This is a genomic window from Streptomyces sp. NPDC056948 (genome assembly GCF_042674225.1).
GTDB lineage: Bacteria > Actinomycetota > Actinomycetes > Streptomycetales > Streptomycetaceae > Streptomyces > Streptomyces purpurascens.
Map to the genome: position 1 here is coordinate 1 of NZ_JBHUQX010000204.1, position 16,258 is coordinate 16,258.

16 protein-coding genes and 2 pseudogenes are annotated in these 16,258 nt (G+C 71.3%); 8 read left to right on the plus strand and 10 right to left on the minus strand.

Features of this window, described 5'->3' with window-relative positions:
• Positions 1 to 56: 56 nt before the first annotated feature.
• The 9 genes and pseudogenes from ACFTZL_RS25100 to ACFTZL_RS25140 all read right to left on the minus strand — a co-directional run bounded on the left by ACFTZL_RS25100 (position 57) and on the right by ACFTZL_RS25140 (position 7,302).
• Entirely contained in the window at positions 57 to 1,358 is a 1,302-nt protein-coding gene (locus ACFTZL_RS25100) for a tyrosine-type recombinase/integrase (protein ID WP_382586919.1), read from the minus strand.
• Entirely contained in the window at positions 1,358 to 1,579 is a 222-nt protein-coding gene (locus tag ACFTZL_RS25105; protein ID WP_382586922.1) for a helix-turn-helix domain-containing protein, read from the minus strand. The genes ACFTZL_RS25100 and ACFTZL_RS25105 overlap by 1 nt, the downstream gene beginning before the upstream one ends.
• Positions 1,579 to 2,727 (minus strand): annotated as a pseudogene (locus ACFTZL_RS25110) (replication initiator); the annotation flags it as partial. The gene ACFTZL_RS25105 and the pseudogene ACFTZL_RS25110, both read right to left, overlap by 1 nt.
• 53 nt (positions 2,728 to 2,780) lie before the next feature.
• Positions 2,781 to 2,996, minus strand: a pseudogene (locus ACFTZL_RS25115) (Uma2 family endonuclease); the annotation flags it as partial.
• Positions 2,997 to 3,166: 170 nt separating this feature from the next.
• Complete coding sequence (locus ACFTZL_RS25120; RefSeq protein ID WP_215119176.1) at positions 3,167 to 3,946, minus strand: succinate dehydrogenase iron-sulfur subunit; 780 nt, start codon at positions 3,944 to 3,946, stop codon at positions 3,167 to 3,169.
• Complete coding sequence (gene sdhA, locus ACFTZL_RS25125; protein WP_382586924.1) at positions 3,946 to 5,700, minus strand: succinate dehydrogenase flavoprotein subunit; 1,755 nt, start codon at positions 5,698 to 5,700, stop codon at positions 3,946 to 3,948. Before sdhA ends, ACFTZL_RS25120 begins: the two co-directional genes overlap by 1 nt.
• A gap of 19 nt (positions 5,701 to 5,719) precedes the next feature.
• Positions 5,720 to 6,202, minus strand: a complete 483-nt coding sequence (locus ACFTZL_RS25130; RefSeq protein ID WP_382586927.1) for a succinate dehydrogenase hydrophobic membrane anchor subunit — start codon at positions 6,200 to 6,202, stop codon at positions 5,720 to 5,722.
• 5 nt (positions 6,203 to 6,207) lie between these two features.
• Positions 6,208 to 6,588 carry a succinate dehydrogenase, cytochrome b556 subunit gene (sdhC, locus tag ACFTZL_RS25135; protein ID WP_031107855.1) on the minus strand — a complete coding sequence of 127 codons (381 nt, stop codon included), beginning with the start codon at positions 6,586 to 6,588 and terminating at the stop codon, positions 6,208 to 6,210.
• Positions 6,589 to 6,843: 255 nt separating this feature from the next.
• Positions 6,844 to 7,302, minus strand: coding sequence for a 2-oxo-4-hydroxy-4-carboxy-5-ureidoimidazoline decarboxylase (locus tag ACFTZL_RS25140; protein ID WP_382586930.1), 459 nt, complete (start codon positions 7,300 to 7,302; stop codon positions 6,844 to 6,846).
• A 318-nt stretch (positions 7,303 to 7,620) separates the two neighbouring features.
• Between ACFTZL_RS25140 and ACFTZL_RS25145 the strand changes: the two genes are divergently transcribed.
• From ACFTZL_RS25145 to ACFTZL_RS25160, 4 genes are all read left to right on the plus strand, one after another.
• Entirely contained in the window at positions 7,621 to 9,186 is a 1,566-nt protein-coding gene (locus ACFTZL_RS25145) for a glycoside hydrolase family 20 protein (protein ID WP_382586956.1), read from the plus strand.
• A gap of 96 nt (positions 9,187 to 9,282) precedes the next feature.
• Complete coding sequence (locus ACFTZL_RS25150; RefSeq protein ID WP_382586933.1) at positions 9,283 to 9,789, plus strand: hypothetical protein; 507 nt, start codon at positions 9,283 to 9,285, stop codon at positions 9,787 to 9,789.
• A gap of 108 nt (positions 9,790 to 9,897) precedes the next feature.
• Complete coding sequence (locus tag ACFTZL_RS25155; RefSeq protein ID WP_382586936.1) at positions 9,898 to 10,452, plus strand: hypothetical protein; 555 nt, start codon at positions 9,898 to 9,900, stop codon at positions 10,450 to 10,452.
• Positions 10,453 to 10,611: 159 nt separating this feature from the next.
• Entirely contained in the window at positions 10,612 to 11,004 is a 393-nt protein-coding gene (locus ACFTZL_RS25160) for a hypothetical protein (protein WP_382586938.1), read from the plus strand.
• Between the two features lie 2 nt (positions 11,005 to 11,006).
• Here ACFTZL_RS25160 and ACFTZL_RS25165 read toward each other — a convergent pair whose 3' ends face one another.
• Positions 11,007 to 12,266, minus strand: a complete 1,260-nt coding sequence (locus tag ACFTZL_RS25165) for a peptidoglycan recognition protein (protein ID WP_382586941.1) — start codon at positions 12,264 to 12,266, stop codon at positions 11,007 to 11,009.
• Positions 12,267 to 12,497: 231 nt separating this feature from the next.
• Between ACFTZL_RS25165 and ACFTZL_RS25170 the strand changes: the two genes are divergently transcribed.
• The 4 genes from ACFTZL_RS25170 to ACFTZL_RS25185 all read left to right on the plus strand — a co-directional run bounded on the left by ACFTZL_RS25170 (position 12,498) and on the right by ACFTZL_RS25185 (position 16,074).
• The gene (locus tag ACFTZL_RS25170; protein ID WP_382586944.1) at positions 12,498 to 13,115 is read left to right on the plus strand and encodes an RNA polymerase sigma factor; all 618 of its coding nucleotides are present in this window, start codon (positions 12,498 to 12,500) and stop codon (positions 13,113 to 13,115) included.
• Between the two features lie 136 nt (positions 13,116 to 13,251).
• The gene (locus tag ACFTZL_RS25175) at positions 13,252 to 14,022 is read left to right on the plus strand and encodes a hypothetical protein (RefSeq protein WP_382586947.1); all 771 of its coding nucleotides are present in this window, start codon (positions 13,252 to 13,254) and stop codon (positions 14,020 to 14,022) included.
• A 349-nt stretch (positions 14,023 to 14,371) separates the two neighbouring features.
• Positions 14,372 to 15,046 carry an RNA polymerase sigma factor gene (locus ACFTZL_RS25180; protein WP_382586950.1) on the plus strand — a complete coding sequence of 225 codons (675 nt, stop codon included), beginning with the start codon at positions 14,372 to 14,374 and terminating at the stop codon, positions 15,044 to 15,046.
• Complete coding sequence (locus tag ACFTZL_RS25185; protein WP_382586953.1) at positions 15,046 to 16,074, plus strand: hypothetical protein; 1,029 nt, start codon at positions 15,046 to 15,048, stop codon at positions 16,072 to 16,074. Before ACFTZL_RS25180 ends, ACFTZL_RS25185 begins: the two co-directional genes overlap by 1 nt.
• Positions 16,075 to 16,258 lie beyond the last annotated feature (184 nt).

Here is a 16,258-nt window from a genome sequence, read left to right on the forward strand (position 1 = left end):
GAATGTTTCTCGGGTGGGGCCTCTGGGGTGTCTGACGGCAGTAGTTGACGGCAACGTCAGCGGACGGTGGATCCGACGAGGGGTAGATCGTCATCGGGAGTGCCGGTGATCTCGGCGGGGTTGCGGAGGGCGTGGCCGAGGAGGTCGATGGCGTCGCGTTGGAGGCGGAGCCGGACGTGGGCGTAAACGGTGGCGGTGACGCCGATGTGGGCGTGTCCCAACAGCTCCTTGATCACGACGAGTTCCACTCCCTGCTCCAGAAGGAGGGTGGCCGCCGAGTGGCGGAGGTCGTGGAACCGGATGCGGCGGAGCCTTGCCTGGCGGAGCAGGGTGTTGAAGTGCCGGGTGAGGGTGGACCCTTCGATCGGAGCGCCGTCGGGGCGGGTGAAGACGTAACCGCTGTCCTTCCAGTTCGTCCCCGCCGCCTCGCGTTCCTGGAGCTTTCGGTCGCGGTGCTGTTCGAGGGAGCGCAGGCACGGCGTGGGCAGGGCGATGCGTCGTTCGGAGCTCTGGGTCTTGGTCGGGAGGGCGGTCAGGCCGCTGGAGTTGGTGCGCTGGAGGGTGCGTCGGATGCTGGCGGTTCCGCCGGCCAGGTCGAGGTCTTCCCAGCGCAGGCCGAGGAGTTCGCCCTTGCGGAGTCCGGTGTGCAAAGCGAGTTCGAACAGTGGCTGCAACCGGTGCCCGTTGGTGGCGGCCAGGAACTTGCGGGCTTCGTCGGCGGTGAGGGGTTCGAAGCGGCGGGGTCGGGGTGTGCCGGTGCGGACGTTGCGGGCGACGTTGCGTGGGATCTCCTCCTCGCGCACCGCGTGCTCCAGGGCGGACTTGAGGACGGAGTGGACGTAGGCAAGGGTCAGCGGCGAGAGCCGTCTGGAGCAGCACTTCCCGGCGGCGCAGCAGCGGGGCTCGTCACGGGCAGTGTCGAGGGCGCGGGTGCAGCACTGGCAGGTGGTGCGGAGTTGGTTGAGCCAGGTGCGGACGTCTTTGGCGGTGAGCTTGGCGAGCTTCTTCTTGCCCAGTCCGGGGATGAGGTAGAGCCGGGCGACGGCGGTGTAGCGGGTGTGGGTGTTCTCGCGGAGCTGGTAGACGGCGACAGCGTCGAGCCAGTACGTCAGGTACGCGGCCAGGCTGCCCTGCGCGGAGGGCGCGGAGACGCCGCGGTTGCTGGCGGCGATCTTCTCGGTGAGCTTGGCCAGCGCTTCCTTGCGGGTGGTGCCGTAGACGCGGACGCGCTTGCGGGTGTTGCCGGGGGCGAGGACGTATCCGGCGGCTTCCCAGCGCCTGTCCTTGCGCTGGCAGACGGTTCCGTCGCCATTGGCGCGGACGCGGCGGGAGGCGGGGGCGTCGCGGGGTGTGGTCATCAGGCGGCTTCCTGTTCGAGGCGGGTGCGGATGAATTCGGTGAGGGAGTGGGTGGGGATGCGGCGGGCGCGGCCGAGGGTGATCGAGGCGAGCTGTCCGGTACGGATCAGGTCGTAGACGGCGGAGCGGCCGAGCTGGAGGCGGGCCATGACCTGGGGAACCGTCAGCAACTCCAGCGCCGGGCCCGCAGGGTGGAGGACGGGGGGCGGGGGCGAGGCCATCAGCAGCCCCCTTCGGCCGCGAACTGCCGTTCCAGTTCCTTGCGGTGCCAGACGTGGGCGGAGAGGAGTGCGGCGCCGGGGCTGTAGCCCGAGCCGAGGTAGTTCCAGTGGCCGATGACGAGAGTGGTGGTCGGGTCGAGGTCGGGCAGGTCGGCGCGGATGCGGGCCTGTTCGGTGCGCCAGGCGCGGCGGATGTCGCGCAGCGCGCCGAGGGTGGTGGAGTAGCTGCGGGACTTGGTGGAGAAGTGGCCCCGGAAGCCGAGCATGTGCGCCCACTTCCAGAGCTTGAGATCGGCGAACTCCGGCAGCCTGCCCAGCTCCCAGCAGGTGCGGATCATCTGCCGGACGTGGCGGGTGACGGCGAGCCGTGGCAGCGGGCGGGCCTGCCCGGTGCCGCCGCAGGCGGCGCACGGGAGAGGGGACCCGTGGGGCAGGAGGACGGCGCCCCGGCCCTGGCAGGGGCGGCAGAACAGGGAGCGGTCGAGGGTGCCGGAGGCGTCGGCGGATTTAGTGGCGTACTTGGCCACGTAGGCGGCCACGGCCTGATCGGTGAATTCGGCGTCAGCGCCGAAGGAGGCGATCTCGCGCACGTCGAACTGTTCGCCCCAGCCGAGTTCGCGGTCCCCGACCGCGTCCGACTCGACCATGACACGGACCCGTGCAGCGGCGGCACGGGCGGCCTCAGTGAGCACGGCGACGGTGGCGTATGGCGGCGGGGGCTGGCTGGTGCCGTCTGGGCCGTCGAGCCGGATGACGGCGTGGAAGTGGACCAGGCCGCGCTGCTGGTACTCGGCGACCTTGGCGAAGGAGACCCGCAGGATCGCGTGGGCGGCCTTCTGGGTCATGCCGAGCTGGGCGGCGATCTCGCGGCGCAGGTAGATGGTGAAGCGGGCCCACAGCGCGGAGGCGTGGGCGTTGAAGAGGACCGCGCCTTCGTAGTCGTAGGTCGCGGGGTTCAGCGGCGTCCCGATCAGGGCGTCTGTGGGTTCGTGGAGCTTGCGGCAGCGGCAGGGCCGGATGTCGCCGCCGGGGGTGGTGGGGCGGTTGTGGACGGGGCCGAAGGATGGCGGGGTGAGGGTGGCGAAGACGCGGGGGTGGGTGCGGACGGTGTCTGGCACGGTCTTGCCGCCGGAGAGGCCAGCGCGGATGTGTCCGCGTCGACGACGGACAGGTCGGGGACGGCGTAGTCCTCCGGGCCAGTGGGGAGCCGGATCGCGACTTTCTGGAGGACTGTGCCCGCCTCGTCGTCGATTCCGGCGTTCAGGCAGGCCAGCATGATGTCCGTCAGGACTCTGGCATGGGGGCCGTCGGGGACCGGTGTCACCAGTAGCAGGCCGTCGATGATCTCGAAACGAGGGCCCGGAGTGCGTTCCGCGAGCCACTCGGCCCACTTCGTGAGTGAACGGTCTGCCGACATACGTGTGTCCTCCACCTGGTCGGGGCGCGGACATCCTCTCCGGCGCGCTGCGTGGCGTCGGGCTCGACCGTGTACGACTCACTCGAACGAGCCACGGCGAGGGCCCCGCCCCGGTGCGATACCGGAGACGGGGCCCTCAGCAGCCGTACGGGAACGTACGGAACGCGATCTCAGAAGCGGCGCGTGATCAGCGCTCGCTTCACCTCCGCGATCGCCTTCGTGACCTCGATGCCGCGCGGGCACGCGTCCGTGCAGTTGAAGGTCGTGCGGCAGCGCCAGACGCCGTCGCGGTCGTTCAGGACCTCCAGGCGCTGCTCGCCGGCCTCGTCGCGCGAGTCGAAGATGAAGCGGTGCGCGTTGACGATGGCCGCCGGGCCGAAGTACTGGCCGTCGTTCCAGAAGACCGGGCACGACGTGGTGCAGGCCGCGCAGAGGATGCACTTCGTGGTGTCGTCGAACCGCTCGCGGTCCTCGGCCGACTGAAGGCGCTCACGCGTCGGCTCGTTCGTGTCCTTCGTGATGAGGAAGGGCATGACATCGCGGTACGCCTGGAAGAACGGCTCCATGTCGACCACGAGGTCCTTCAGGACCGTCAGGCCCTTTATGGCCTCGACCGTGATCGGCTTCTCGGGGTTGATGTCCTTGATCAGCGTCTTGCACGCGAGGCGGTTCTTGCCGTTGATCCGCATGGCGTCGGAGCCGCAGATGCCGTGCGCGCAGGAGCGGCGGAACGTCAGCGTGCCGTCGACGTCCCACTTGATCTTGTGGAGGGCGTCGAGGACGCGCTCCTTGGGGTCGATCTCGAGCTGGAAGTCTTCCCAGGTCGCCTCGGCCGAGACCTCCGGGTTGAAGCGGCGGACCCGGAAGGTGACGGTGATGTAGGGGGAGTCGGCGAAGCCGGGCTCGGGCTGGCCGGCCGCTTCCGCCTTGTCCACAACAGGGGTAGCCATCAGTACTTACGCTCCATCGGCTGGTAGCGGGTCTGGACGACCGGCTTGTAGTCGAGACGGACGGTTTCGGAACCGTCGTCGCCGACCTCGCGGTACGCCATCGTGTGCCGCATGAAGTTGACGTCGTCGCGGTTCGGGTAGTCCTCGCGGTAGTGACCGCCGCGGGACTCCTTGCGGGCGAGCGCGGAGACCGCCATGACCTCGGCGAGGTCCAGCAGGTTGCCCAGCTCGATGGCCTCCAGCAGGTCCGTGTTGAACCGCTTGCCCTTGTCCTGGACCGACACGTTCTTGAACCGCTCGCGCAGCTCCGCGATCTTCTCGACCGCCGTCTTGATCGTCTGCTCGGTGCGGAACACCATGACGTTGGCGTCCATGGTGTCCTGCAGCTCGCGACGGATCGCCGACACGCGCTCGGTGCCGGTGGAGTCGCGCAGTCGCTCCACCTGCTCGATCACGAACTCCGCCGGGTTCTCCGGCAGCTCGACGAACTCCGCCGTCTGCGCGTACTCCGCGGCGGCGATGCCCGCGCGCTTGCCGAACACGTTGATGTCCAGCAGGGAGTTGGTGCCGAGGCGGTTGGCGCCGTGCACGGACACACAGGCGACCTCGCCGGCCGCGTACAGGCCCGGGACGACGGTGGTGTTGTCCGACAGGACCTCACCCTCGACGTTCGTCGGGATGCCGCCCATCACATAGTGAGCCGTGGGCTGGATCGGGATCGGGTCCGTGTAGGGCTCGATGCCGAGGTAGGTCCGGGCGAACTCCGTGATGTCCGGGAGCTTCGCGTCGAGCTGCTCCGGCGGGAGGTGCGTCAGGTCCAGGTAGACGTGGTCGCCCTCGGGGCCGCAGCCGCGGCCTTCCCGGATCTCCGTGTAGATGGAGCGGGAGACGACGTCACGGGACGCGAGGTCCTTCATGACCGGCGCGTACTTCTCCATGAAGCGCTCGCCGTCCTTGTTGCGGAGGATGCCGCCCTCACCACGGGCGCCCTCCGTCAGCAGGATGCCCATGCGCCAGATGCCGGTCGGGTGGAACTGGAAGAACTCCATGTCCTCCAGCGGCAGACCGCGGCGGTAGACCGCCGCCTGGCCGTCGCCCGTCAGCGTGTGCGCGTTGGACGTCACCTTGAAGAACTTGCCGCAGCCGCCGGACGCGTAGACCACGGACTTCGCCTGGAAGACGTGGATCTCGCCGGTGGCGAGCTCGTACGCCACCACACCGGCCGACCGCCTGACGCCGTCGACCTCGGTGATGAGCTGGTCCAGGACGTAGAACTCGTTGTAGAACTCCACGCCCTCCTTGACGCAGTTCTGGTACAGCGTCTGGAGGATCATGTGGCCGGTGCGGTCGGCCGCGTAGCAGGAGCGGCGGACCGGGGCCTCGCCGTGGTTACGGCTGTGACCTCCGAAGCGGCGCTGGTCGATGGTGCCGTTCGGCGTGCGGTTGAACGGCAGGCCCATCTTCTCCAGGTCGAGGACGGAGTCGATGGCCTCCTTCGCCAGGATCTCGGCGGCGTCCTGGTCGACCAGGTAGTCACCGCCCTTGACCGTGTCGAAGGTGTGCCACTCCCAGTTGTCCTCCTCCACGTTGGCCAGCGCGGCGGCCATGCCGCCCTGCGCGGCGCCCGTGTGGGAGCGGGTGGGGTACAGCTTGGTCAGCACGGCGGTGCGGCTGCGCTTCGTCGACTCGATGGCGGCGCGCATGCCCGCGCCACCGGCGCCGACGATGACGGTGTCGTACTTGTGGATCTTCATGATTCTCGCAGCCCCGTGCCTAGCGGATGTTCGGGTCGAAGGTGAAGATCACCAGCGTGCCCAGCAGGATGGTGAACACCGTGGCGGTGTAGAGCAGGCCCTTGAGCCACAGCCGGGTGTTCGCGCGCTCCGCGTAGTCGTTGATGACCGTGCGCAGGCCGTTGGCGCCGTGCAGCATCGCGAGCCACAGCATCAGCAGGTCCCAGACCTGCCAGAAGGGGCTCGCCCAGCGGCCCGCCACGAAGGCGAAGCCGATCTTCGACACGCCGCCGTCCAGCACGAGCTGGATCAGCAGGTGGCCGAGGACCAGCACGACCAGCACCACGCCGGACAGGCGCATGAACAGCCAGGCGGCCAGCTCGAAGTTGCCCCGAGTGGACTTCGGGGTCTTCTTGGTGCGCTGGCGCGGGGCCTCGATGAAGGGGGCCGGGTTGTCGACGGTGTAGACGTCGCCGCCCTCGACGGGGCCGACGCCGGCAGCGGTCTTCTCAGTCGTGGACATTGGCGTCAGCTCCCGAACAGTTCACGAGCGGCGTGGCCGAGGACGGGGTAGATCGCCCCGAGCATCAGCACGACCCACAGGGCGACGACGGTCCAGAGCATCTGCTTCTGGTACCGGGCGCCCTTGATCCAGAAGTCGACGGCGATGACGCGCAGGCCGTTGAGCGCGTGGAAGAGGATGGCGGCGACGAGGCCGTACTCCAGCAGCGCGACGATCGGCGTCTTGTACGTGGCTACGACGGTGTCGTAGGCCTCAGGGGACACGCGGACGAGGGCGGTGTCCAGCACGTGAACGAACAGGAAGAAGAAGATGAGGACGCCGGTGACTCGATGAGCCACCCAGGACCACATTCCTTCCCGGCCGCGGTACAGCGTTCCAGCCGGCACGGAAGTTTCCTCCGGGAGCGGGGATTGGGGCCGCGCCGGCTTGGTGTGTCGGTCGGGCCCGGCCGGGTACGGTCCACCGGCCCCCAGCATCGTAGCGATCCGTTGCCGCTGGCCTTAGCGGGGGTCTGGCTGTGTGATCAAACTGGCATGCATACGGGCTAGCCTCTGCGGCTTCTGGGGTGTGATTTCCCGTTATCTGCCGGGTGTGGCGCCGTTGTGGCTTGTCGCGCCCACGCGGCGGTAGCCGCCAATCGACTACAGCCCCGCGCCCCTGAGGGTGTCCACCAGCCGTTCCTTTGCGAGGTGCCGGAGTTCGTCGGCCACCACTGCCCGCTCCTCTTCGGGATCGTTGGTCAATCGTGACCGGATGGCTTCCAGGAGGTGGTCCAGGACCTCGTCCGGTGTCAGGCCGTCCAGGCAGATGACGAACACATGGCCGAAGCGGGCCTCATAGGCGGCGTAGGCCGCGCTGAGGGCGGTGTGGGCCGCGGCGTAGGTGTCCGGCGGGAGGGCGGGCAGGGGCTCGGCCGTCAGCGCTTCCGTGAGGTCGCCCCATGCCAGGTCGTACGCCGCCTCGTCGGAGGCGGCGAGCAGGGAGGCCAGGTCCGGATAGGGGCGGTGTTCCGCGACACGCCCGGACCAGCGGTGGCTGCGCAGGCAGGTGAGGAGAGTCTGCTGCAGCTCCTGCGCGGAGGCTGCGTTGAAGTGCTCCACCGGTATGGCGGCTCGGCCGGGGAGGTCTGGGAGACGGTGCGCAGGCAGCGTGGTTCCTCGTGGGCGTCACGTGTGTCGGCAGGGCAAGGTGTGAGAGATGTGACGTCACGCTATCGAGTGCGACCGAGACGTGTCCGACGGATGCCCGAATTTCACCCGGGGGAGAGAGTTTCGGAACGCGTGGTGGACGTGCCCGGACGCGCGCCGGGCGCCGCCGGGTTTTAGGTTGGCCGTGTGAGTCAGCACAGGCGCCGGGATACGGCGAAGCAGGTGAAACAGCGGCCAGTGCTGGTCGTGGCCATGGCCGTCGCATTGGTCATGGTCGCGGCCGGGGTGAGTCTGGGGCTGTGGGCGGCCTCGGACGGCGACGGCGGGTCCACGGGGACGGAGGCCAGACCCTCCGAGGGCCGGACCGCGGGCGCCCCGCGGGGCACCTCGCCGAGTCCGAGCCGCTCGTACGCCCTGTCCAAGGCGCCGCGGACGATCCCCGCCGTGCGCGACCACGAGCCGGCGCGCGGCCCGGGCTGGCAGCCCGAGAGCGGCAACCGTGTGGTCGTGGACGACGCGGCGCTCGCCGACGAGGGGCGGCTGGTCGCCGGCGAGCTGGGGCTGACGTACGCGGGCGAGAAGGACGACCGGCGCGCCGGGGACCTGCGGCTGGCGCTCGGCGGCGACAAGAAGGCGAACCCGGAGTCGTACGTCATGACCGTGCGCGAAGGGCGCGCGGAGATCACCGGGCCCGCCGACGCGGGCGTCTTCTACGGCACCCGCACGCTCAAGCAGGAGACGCACGACGGCGGGACGGCGCCCGAGGGCGTGGTGCGGGACGAGCCGGCCAAGCCGCAGCGCGGGTTCATGCTGGACATCGCGCGCAAGAACTTCACGGCCGGCTGGATCGAGGACCGGGTCCGGGAGCTGGGCGATCTGAAGTTCAACCAGCTCGGCCTGCACTTCTCCGACGACCAGGGGTTCCGGATCGAGTCCGACACGCAGCCGGAGATCGTGTCCCAGCCGCATCTGACCAAGGCGCAGGTGCGGAAGATCATCGACCTCGCGGAGAGCCGGCACATCACCGTCGTGCCCGAGATCGACTCGCCCGGGCACCTGGGCGCGGTCCTCCGCGCCCACCCCGACCTCCAGCTGCGCACCGCGCAGGGGTCGGCGGTGCAGGGCGCCATCGACATCTCCAAGCCCGAGAGCGCCGAGATCGTCGACGAACTGCTGAACGAGTACGCGGACCTCTTCCCCAGCAAGCCCTGGCACCTCGGGGCCGACGAGTACCAGGCGCTGGTCCGCTCCGACCCGGAGGCGTCGTTCCCGCAGCTTGCCGCCGCCGCGCAGAAGAAGTACGGCTCCGGCGCCACGGTCGCCGACCTCACCACCGGCTGGCTCAACGACCGCGCCGCCACCGTCCGCGAGCACGAGCGCACCCCGCGCGCGTGGAACGACGGCTTCTTCCGCGGCACGTCCGTCGAGGCCGACAAGGACATCCAGGTCGCCTACTGGACCGGCAAGGAGATCGGTGCCCGGGAGCCCCTGGAGTATCTGAACGCGGGCCGCAAGGTGATCAACTACAACGACGAGTACCTGTACTACGTGCTCGGCGAGCCGCAGACCTTCGTCTACCCGACGGGGCAGCGGATCTACGAGCAGTGGACGCCACGGGTGCTGCGCGGCACCACGGCCGTGCCGGAGCGTTACGACGGGCAGATCCTCGGCGGGAACTTCGCCGTCTGGTGCGACCTGGCCGACTCGCAGACGCAGGACCAGGTGGCGGCCGGGGTCCGGATGCCGCTGCGGGCGACCGTCCAGAAGCTGTGGGACCCGGACAGGCCCGAGCTGTCCTGGGCGGAGTTCCGGGCGCTGGCGGACAGGCTCGGCTGACCCCGCACGAATTGGCCCATACGGCTGCGAACTCCCGTGCGACTGTGGTGGTCTTCTGACGCGAGTCGAATCGAATATGCCGGGGGGAACCGGAACATGGGCTACTGGGGTTACTTCGTCGTGGGCAGAGCGGAGCAGCCGCTGGCGGAGCTGGCCGCGCTGCCGGGGGCCGAGGGCGGTATGACGCCGCACACCTCGGCGCCCGGCGGATGGCAACTGTGGGAGTACCCGAGCGGCGAGGGCGACATCGGGAACATGAACGACCTCGCCCGGGAGACCGGGGCGCCTTCGCTGTTCGGGTACGTCATGAACAGCGAGTGCGTGGTGCTGGAGGCCGCGGCGCCGGAGAGCGGGGCGTGGACGACGTGCCTCGCGCGCACCGCGATGGCCGGCTACTTAGGCGCGGACCGGGAGGGCCTCACGCTGGAGGACTACTTCCTGGAACCCCCGGACGCCGCCGAGCGCGCGGTGCGCTGGGCCGCCGAGGCAGGACACGAAGTGAACGCCGACGCGCTGGTGGACGTACTGACTTCAGACCCTGATCCTCTGGCCGAAAACCTCTTCTTCCGCTTTCTCGACCGACTGGGCGTGGTGCCCCTGTGACACTCCGGGGCCGTCGCACGCAGTAAGGGGAAGTGCGGGTTCCGTGAGGGGTGAGGGCTGGTAGCAGCCTGGTAGGGCCCCGGAGAAGGCCCGCGGAGGGAGGCGTGGATGAGCCTGGTGGAGTTGATCGCACAGGCCGACGATCGCGGGTTGGCCGCGAGCGGGCTGGCTTGTTTGGATCGGTGCGTGCCCCTGCTGGGCGGCGACGACGAGATCCTGCGGCCGCTGTGGGCGAGCCTCACCGACGACGCCGGTTCCGGTGACTGGGGTGACGGGCTGGAGCAGGCGCGCGGGAAGCTGGACGTCGCGGGCGACGGGGACGAGGCGGTCGTGCTCGCCCACCGGATGCTCGAGGCCGCTCCCGCTCAGCGCGCCGCCGCCGAGGTGCGGGTGTGGGCCGACGCCTGTTCCGTCGCCTCCCTCCAGATCCACCGCCTCCTCGACACCGCCCCGGACGAGGCCTCCTCGGTCGACACCCGTCGCCAGGGCGGTACGGAGGGCATGTCGCCGCTCGTCGCCGCCGAACTGCGCCGCCAGGTCACCGTCCTCGAGGTCCTGGCCGGACACGGCCCGGCCGGGCTGCGGCGGGCGCTGGAGGTTTCGACGGAGGGACGCCGGGTGCTGCGCGCGGTGGTCTCCCGCCGGACCCGGCAGCGCGGCTGAGGGCCACCGGGGCACCCTGACCGGCCCAGGGGCCTTAAACCCCGTTCCTGAAAGAGTCCTGTGACTGTCGTAAGGCCGAGGTGGGGCGGTCCTGCGCCACTTCCGGGAAGTCGCCGATTTCGCGTGACGAAACGCCGCCCCGTAGCGCATTGAAGGGGTGTGACGACTCAGCAGGAGACCAGGCCATCGGCGGCTGCGAAGCCGCTGCGGTGGGCGGCGGACACGGTGGCGACGATGCGCGAGGGAGCACGACTGCGCCTCGACTACTCGGCACAGAGTCTGTGGAGCATCGACCGCATGATCGAGGGGATACGGCAGGAAGGAGCGCCGTACGCGGCCGTGGAGGAGGTGCTGCGTGGGTTCGGGGCCTATGCCGGTGAGGTGATGGCACGTCAGACCGGGGCCGAATGGTGGGCCACCGGGGGCGACCACTGGATCCGCACCCCCGACGGGCGCCTCTGGGACCCGATCGACGAGGCCCGCCGCTGCTACGGCGGTCATGGATCGCTGCGGCTGCTGCTCCGGGACGCGGCGAGCGCGCCCCGGCAGTAGCGTCAGCGCGCGAGCACGCCCTCGATCCCCAGCTCGGCGAGCTCCGTTTCCCACTCCGGCTCGGGTGCAGGCTCCGCTCCCGGCCCCGGTTGTTCCGCTCCCGGCTCCGGTCGTTCCGGTCTCGGTTGCGGCGCGACGAGCGTGCCCGGCTTCGCGGCGAGGGAGCGGATCTCGGGCAGGTCGTCGTAGAGGTTCTGTCCGGGGCACTCCGTCGGGGAGCCGTCGCGGTGCCCGGAGATGCGGTTGAGCGTGACCTTCTGGCCCGCCTGGTACTTGCCGTTGTCGGCACCGGAGGTCAGCACCACGGTCCCGGCCGGGTCGAGGCCGTACAGGCCGAGCTTCCAGGCCGCCACCTTGGCGACCGACTCGCGCACCGCGGCGTTGGTGGTCGCCGTGGAGTAGTCGCCGAGCACCGACACGCTGCTGGTGGCGGTGTTGAAGCCGTAGGTGTGCGCGCCGAGGACGGGCTTGTCGACGCCGCCCGCGCGGCCCTCGAAGACGGTGCCGCACTTGTCGACGAGGAAGTGGTAGCCGATGTCGTTCCAGCCGTTGCTCTGCACGTGGTACAGGAACACACCGCGCACCACCGACGCCGACTGGGAGCAGGTGTAGTCGTTGGTGCCCGCCGTGTGGTGGACGAACATCGCCTGGGTGCCGGTGGTGTACGTGGGCGGGTCCTTCACCAGGGACTCGTCGGCGCCCCAGGCGGAGCGCGACGTCACGGCGGGGCGGCCGGCCAGGGGCGCTCCGGGGGCCGGTTCGACGGCGCCGGGTTCCGGGGCGCCCGGTTCGACGACCGAGGTGTGCACGGCGTCCGGCCCGCCGTCCGGGTCGACCAGTTCGACGCGCAGCCCCTGGGGCAGCCGCCCGCCCGAGACGCGCACCTGGACGCCGTCCGAGGGCCCGGTCCACAGCGGCTGGGTGCCGCCGCGCACCCCGGTGTGGTCGTGGTCGGGGCCGCTCTCGGGCATGCGCACATCGGTGTCCAGCGCCCGCCACGCGCTCCACTCGCCGCTCTCGCGGGAGCGGGTGCGCACATACGCGGTGCCGTCCAGGGCGGCGTCCGGGTCCGCCCAGGTGACACCGACCATGCTGAACGGCTCGGTGGTGCGCGGGGCGAGGGAGCGCTTGTGCGGATCACCGTCCGGCACCCGGACGGTGTACACGCCGTCCGAGGACGAGGCCCGGGCGGGCTGGGTCAGACCGAGGGCACCGAGGGCCAGAGCGGTGGCGACGGCGGTGCGCAGGAGGGGAGATGGCATACGGCGCTCGCCTTTCGTGGGGCGGTTGCATCCCGTGCAGAGCTCCCCGGTACGTCACTTGGCCCAAACCTCCGCGGGCCGGCGCTCCCGAGGACGGCGGGTCGGGTTGACCCGAACGGGGGTCGGTCTCCGGGTGCCTGACGCGCTGTGACACTTCCGTCCGCATCGGCGCTGATCACCGTGGGGGCGTGGAACGGGAGGGCGCGCACTCGGTACGGACAGGGACGGTACGTGGGTCAGGGAGCGGCACCCCGGCGTGTGCAGGCGTACGACGGGGAACTGGGCGCGGCCGTCGCGCGGGCCCAGCAGGGAGACGAGGCGGCCTTCGCGGTCGCCTACCGGCTCGTGCAGCCCGGCCTGCTCGGCTATCTGCGCGGCCTGGTCGGGGACGACGCGGAGGACGTGGCGTCCGACGCCTGGCTGGAGATCGCCCGGGATCTGGGGCGGTTCCGGGGCGACGGGGCCGGTTTCCGCGGCTGGACGGCGACCATCGCCCGGCACCGGGCGCTGGACCATCTGCGCCGGCAGCGGGTACGGCCCCGGCCGGCCGTGCTGGAACAGGACGTCCTGGACCTGCCCGGGCCGCACAGCACGCACGACCAGGCGCTGGAGGCCCTGTCCACCGAGCACGCCCTGGAGCTGGTCCGCGGGCTGCCCCGCGACCAGGCCGAGGCCGTGCTGCTGCGCGTCGTGGTCGGCCTCGACGGCCCGGCCGCCGCGCGCGTCCTGGGCAAGCGGCCGGGCGCGGTACGCACGGCCGCCTACCGGGGGCTGAAGCGCCTCGCCCGGCAGCTCGGCGCGGAGGGTGTGACGGATGAGGCTCCCCGGACGCTGGGAGAGTCGACGTGAACGATGCTCAGCTTCTCCGGCCGGGCCGACAGGACCGGGCGGTCGCTCCGTCCTGAACAGGCCGGACGAGCGGGACGTACTGGTGAGGCCCGGCGGGCCGGGTGGGCGAGTGGATCGAACAGGGACGGAATCGGACATGGGTGAACGGCAGAGCGGCGGCGGGCTTCACGGCCGTGGTTCCCTTCCCGCCCTGCCCGACGCCGAAGTCGAGGCGCTGATCGTGGCCTCCCTCGTCCGGGACGGCGTCGACGCCGAGGCCGAGCAGCGGGCCGTGGCCGCGTTCCGGGCCGCCCGGGACGCCGGGGCCCACCGCGGCCGCGCCCGCCGCCGGGACGACTGGGAGTCCCGGGAGCGGCGGTACCTGGGGCGGTCCCTGAAGACGACGCTCTCCGTGCTGCTCGCCAGTCTCACGCTGGGCGGTGTCGCCGTGGCGGCGATCGGCGCGGCGGGTACCGGGGCGGACGGCACCGACGACGGCCGCGAACACCCGCCCGCCTCGAGCAGCGCCCCGCACGACCCCGCGGCGAGCCCACCCGGCGACGGCCACAGCCCGGGCCCCGAAACCGGCCCGACCCCGACCCGTCCGGACCGCCCGGCCCCCGCCCAGGACACCGAGGCGCACTGCCGCGCCTACCAGCGGGTCGAAGGACGCGGCAGGGCCATGGACGCGACGGTCTGGCAGCGTCTCGTGGCGGCGGCGGGCGGTGAGAGGAACGTCACGGCGTACTGCGCGGAACAACGGGCCGAGCCGAAGCCGGGCGGGAACGACGGCCCCGCGAACACCCCCGCGAACACCCCCGGGAACAGCGCTCCCGCCGAGAAGAAGACCCCACCCGCCGAGCACGACGGCGCGGACCGGAGCCCCAGCGGCGGCGAGCCCGCACAGCCCAACAGCCGTCACCAGTAAGCGATGGAGAGAAACAGACGGTGCCGCCTTGGCAACGGCCGAGGCCGCCACCCCCCACAGGAGAGGCCCCGGCCGTCGCGCGGCACGGGCCGCGCGGCGGCCCGTACTCCCTACAGCGCCATGTCTGCGTTTTCTGTCACACCTCGCCGTGTCACGGCTTAGTTGCATCCTGGGCGGACATGGACGGGGCATGGTTTCAGGTCGTAACGTGCCTTTCGCGCCAACGCGAGGGCGGCAAGACCACCGCAACCACCTGCGGTCCTGACACCGCAACCACCAATTGAGCAACCACGACGGCGAGAACCCGGTCCGCGAGAGCGGCGCCGGTTGAGGCGCAGAAGGGCGCGCGGTGCTGGGGGACGACGCGGAGCTGACCGCCGCGGTGCGTGCGGCACAGGACGGAGATGAAACCGCGTTCCGGACTGTGTACCGAGCCGTGCACCCGCGGCTGCTCGGGTACGTACGGACGCTGGTCGGCGACCCCGACGCCGAGGACGTGACGTCCGAGGCCTGGTTGCAGATAGCCCGGGACCTGGAGCGGTTCACCGGCGACGCGGACCGTTTCCGCGGCTGGGCCGCCCGTATCGCCCGCAATCGCGCGCTGGACCACATACGCATGCGCGGGCGCCGGCCCGCGATCGGCGGTGACGAGACCGAACTGACCGGCCGGGCCGCCGAGTCCGACACCGCCGGTGAGGCCATGGAGGCGCTCGCCACCGACGGCACGTTCTCCCTGATCGCCCGGCTGCCGCAGGACCAGGCCGAGGCGGTCGTGCTGCGGGTGGTCGTGGGGCTCGACGCGAAGTCCGCCGCGGAGACGCTCGGCAAGCGCCCGGGCGCCGTCCGGACGGCGGCACACCGGGGTCTGAGGCGGCTCGCCGAGCTGCTCGGCGACGACCCGGAGGCCGATCCGGAATCGGCCGGGGTGCTCGACGCCCTGCCGCCCCAGCGAGAACCGCGCGGCGGTGCGGTGACGTCCGCAGGTGTGACGCATAGCGTCCCGCGGACGCAGAAGGATGTGTGATGGCCGACGAGCAGTACAGGTGGCTGGACCGCGAAACGGCGGAGCGTTTGCTGAGCGGAGAGTCACCGGAAGCTGTCGACGGCGCCGACCGTGGCCAGGCCGAACGACTCGCCAGGACGCTCGGGGCGCTGTCCGCGTCACCCCCGCCGACCAGCGAGGAACTCCCCGGTGAGGCCGCGGCGATGGCCGCTTTCCGCAAGGTGCGCGCGGAACGTGCCGACGCCGCTGCGGCCCTCGCGGCCCCAGGGGCCACGGGCGAACGGGCCGCTGCCGAGGTCGTGGACGCCGGACTTGTCCGGATCGGAACCTCGCGCGGCAGTGGCTCCGGCGATGTCCGGCGGCCTCGCTGGGCCCGTCCCGCACGCCTCGCCCTGGCCGCCGTGCTGGCGGTCGGCATGGCCGGCGGGATCGCGGTCGCGGCCGGAACCGGAGTCCTGACACCGTTCGGCGGCGACGAGCCCGACCCCGGTGCCTCGGTGTCCGCCGCCGTCACTCCTCCCGAACGCCCGCTGAAGTCGCCCTCGCCGAGCGACGCCGTGCAGGGCGGGTCCACCCCGGACGACGCCCCCAGCGGCCCCGCGGCGGGTGGCGCCGGTGGCTCCGGACGGGGCGAGGCGCGCGACGACGCGGCCCCGAAGCCCGGCGCCGGCGAGCGGGGCGACCGTCCAGGCGACAGCCGCAGGAAGATCACCTCCGCCTGCCGCGACCTCCGCGACGGCAAGCGGCTGAACGCCGACCGCAGGCGCGACCTGCGGGACGCGGCGGGCGGCACCCGGGTGTGGAAGTACTGCAAGGGCGTCCTGTCCACGGCCGGTTCCCGGTCCACGGACCGGAACGGCGAGGGCAGCGGCAAGGGCAGGTCCGAGAACGAGGACCGGGACAAGGACCGGGACGGGGACCGAGAGCGGGACGGGAAGCGGGACCGCAAGCACGACAAGGCCGAGCGGAAGGCCGACCGCCAGGCCGAGAAGCGTTCCGAGGAGCGACGCGACGACGATGACGCCGCCGACCGCGGCCGCTCCCGGTAGTCCCTCGCACCCCTGTGACCTGCGGTTTCGTGCTCCGTGAAAATCTCCTGGCCGAGGGTGTGACGTTTTCGGCCGCCCCGGCGCAGTAATGAGTGAGCCGACTGGTCATCGGCCGTCGCACAGAGCCGGGGTTCCCCCCGTACCTACGGCTCGTGCACCTGAGCGCGGGCGGGACACGTTCCCC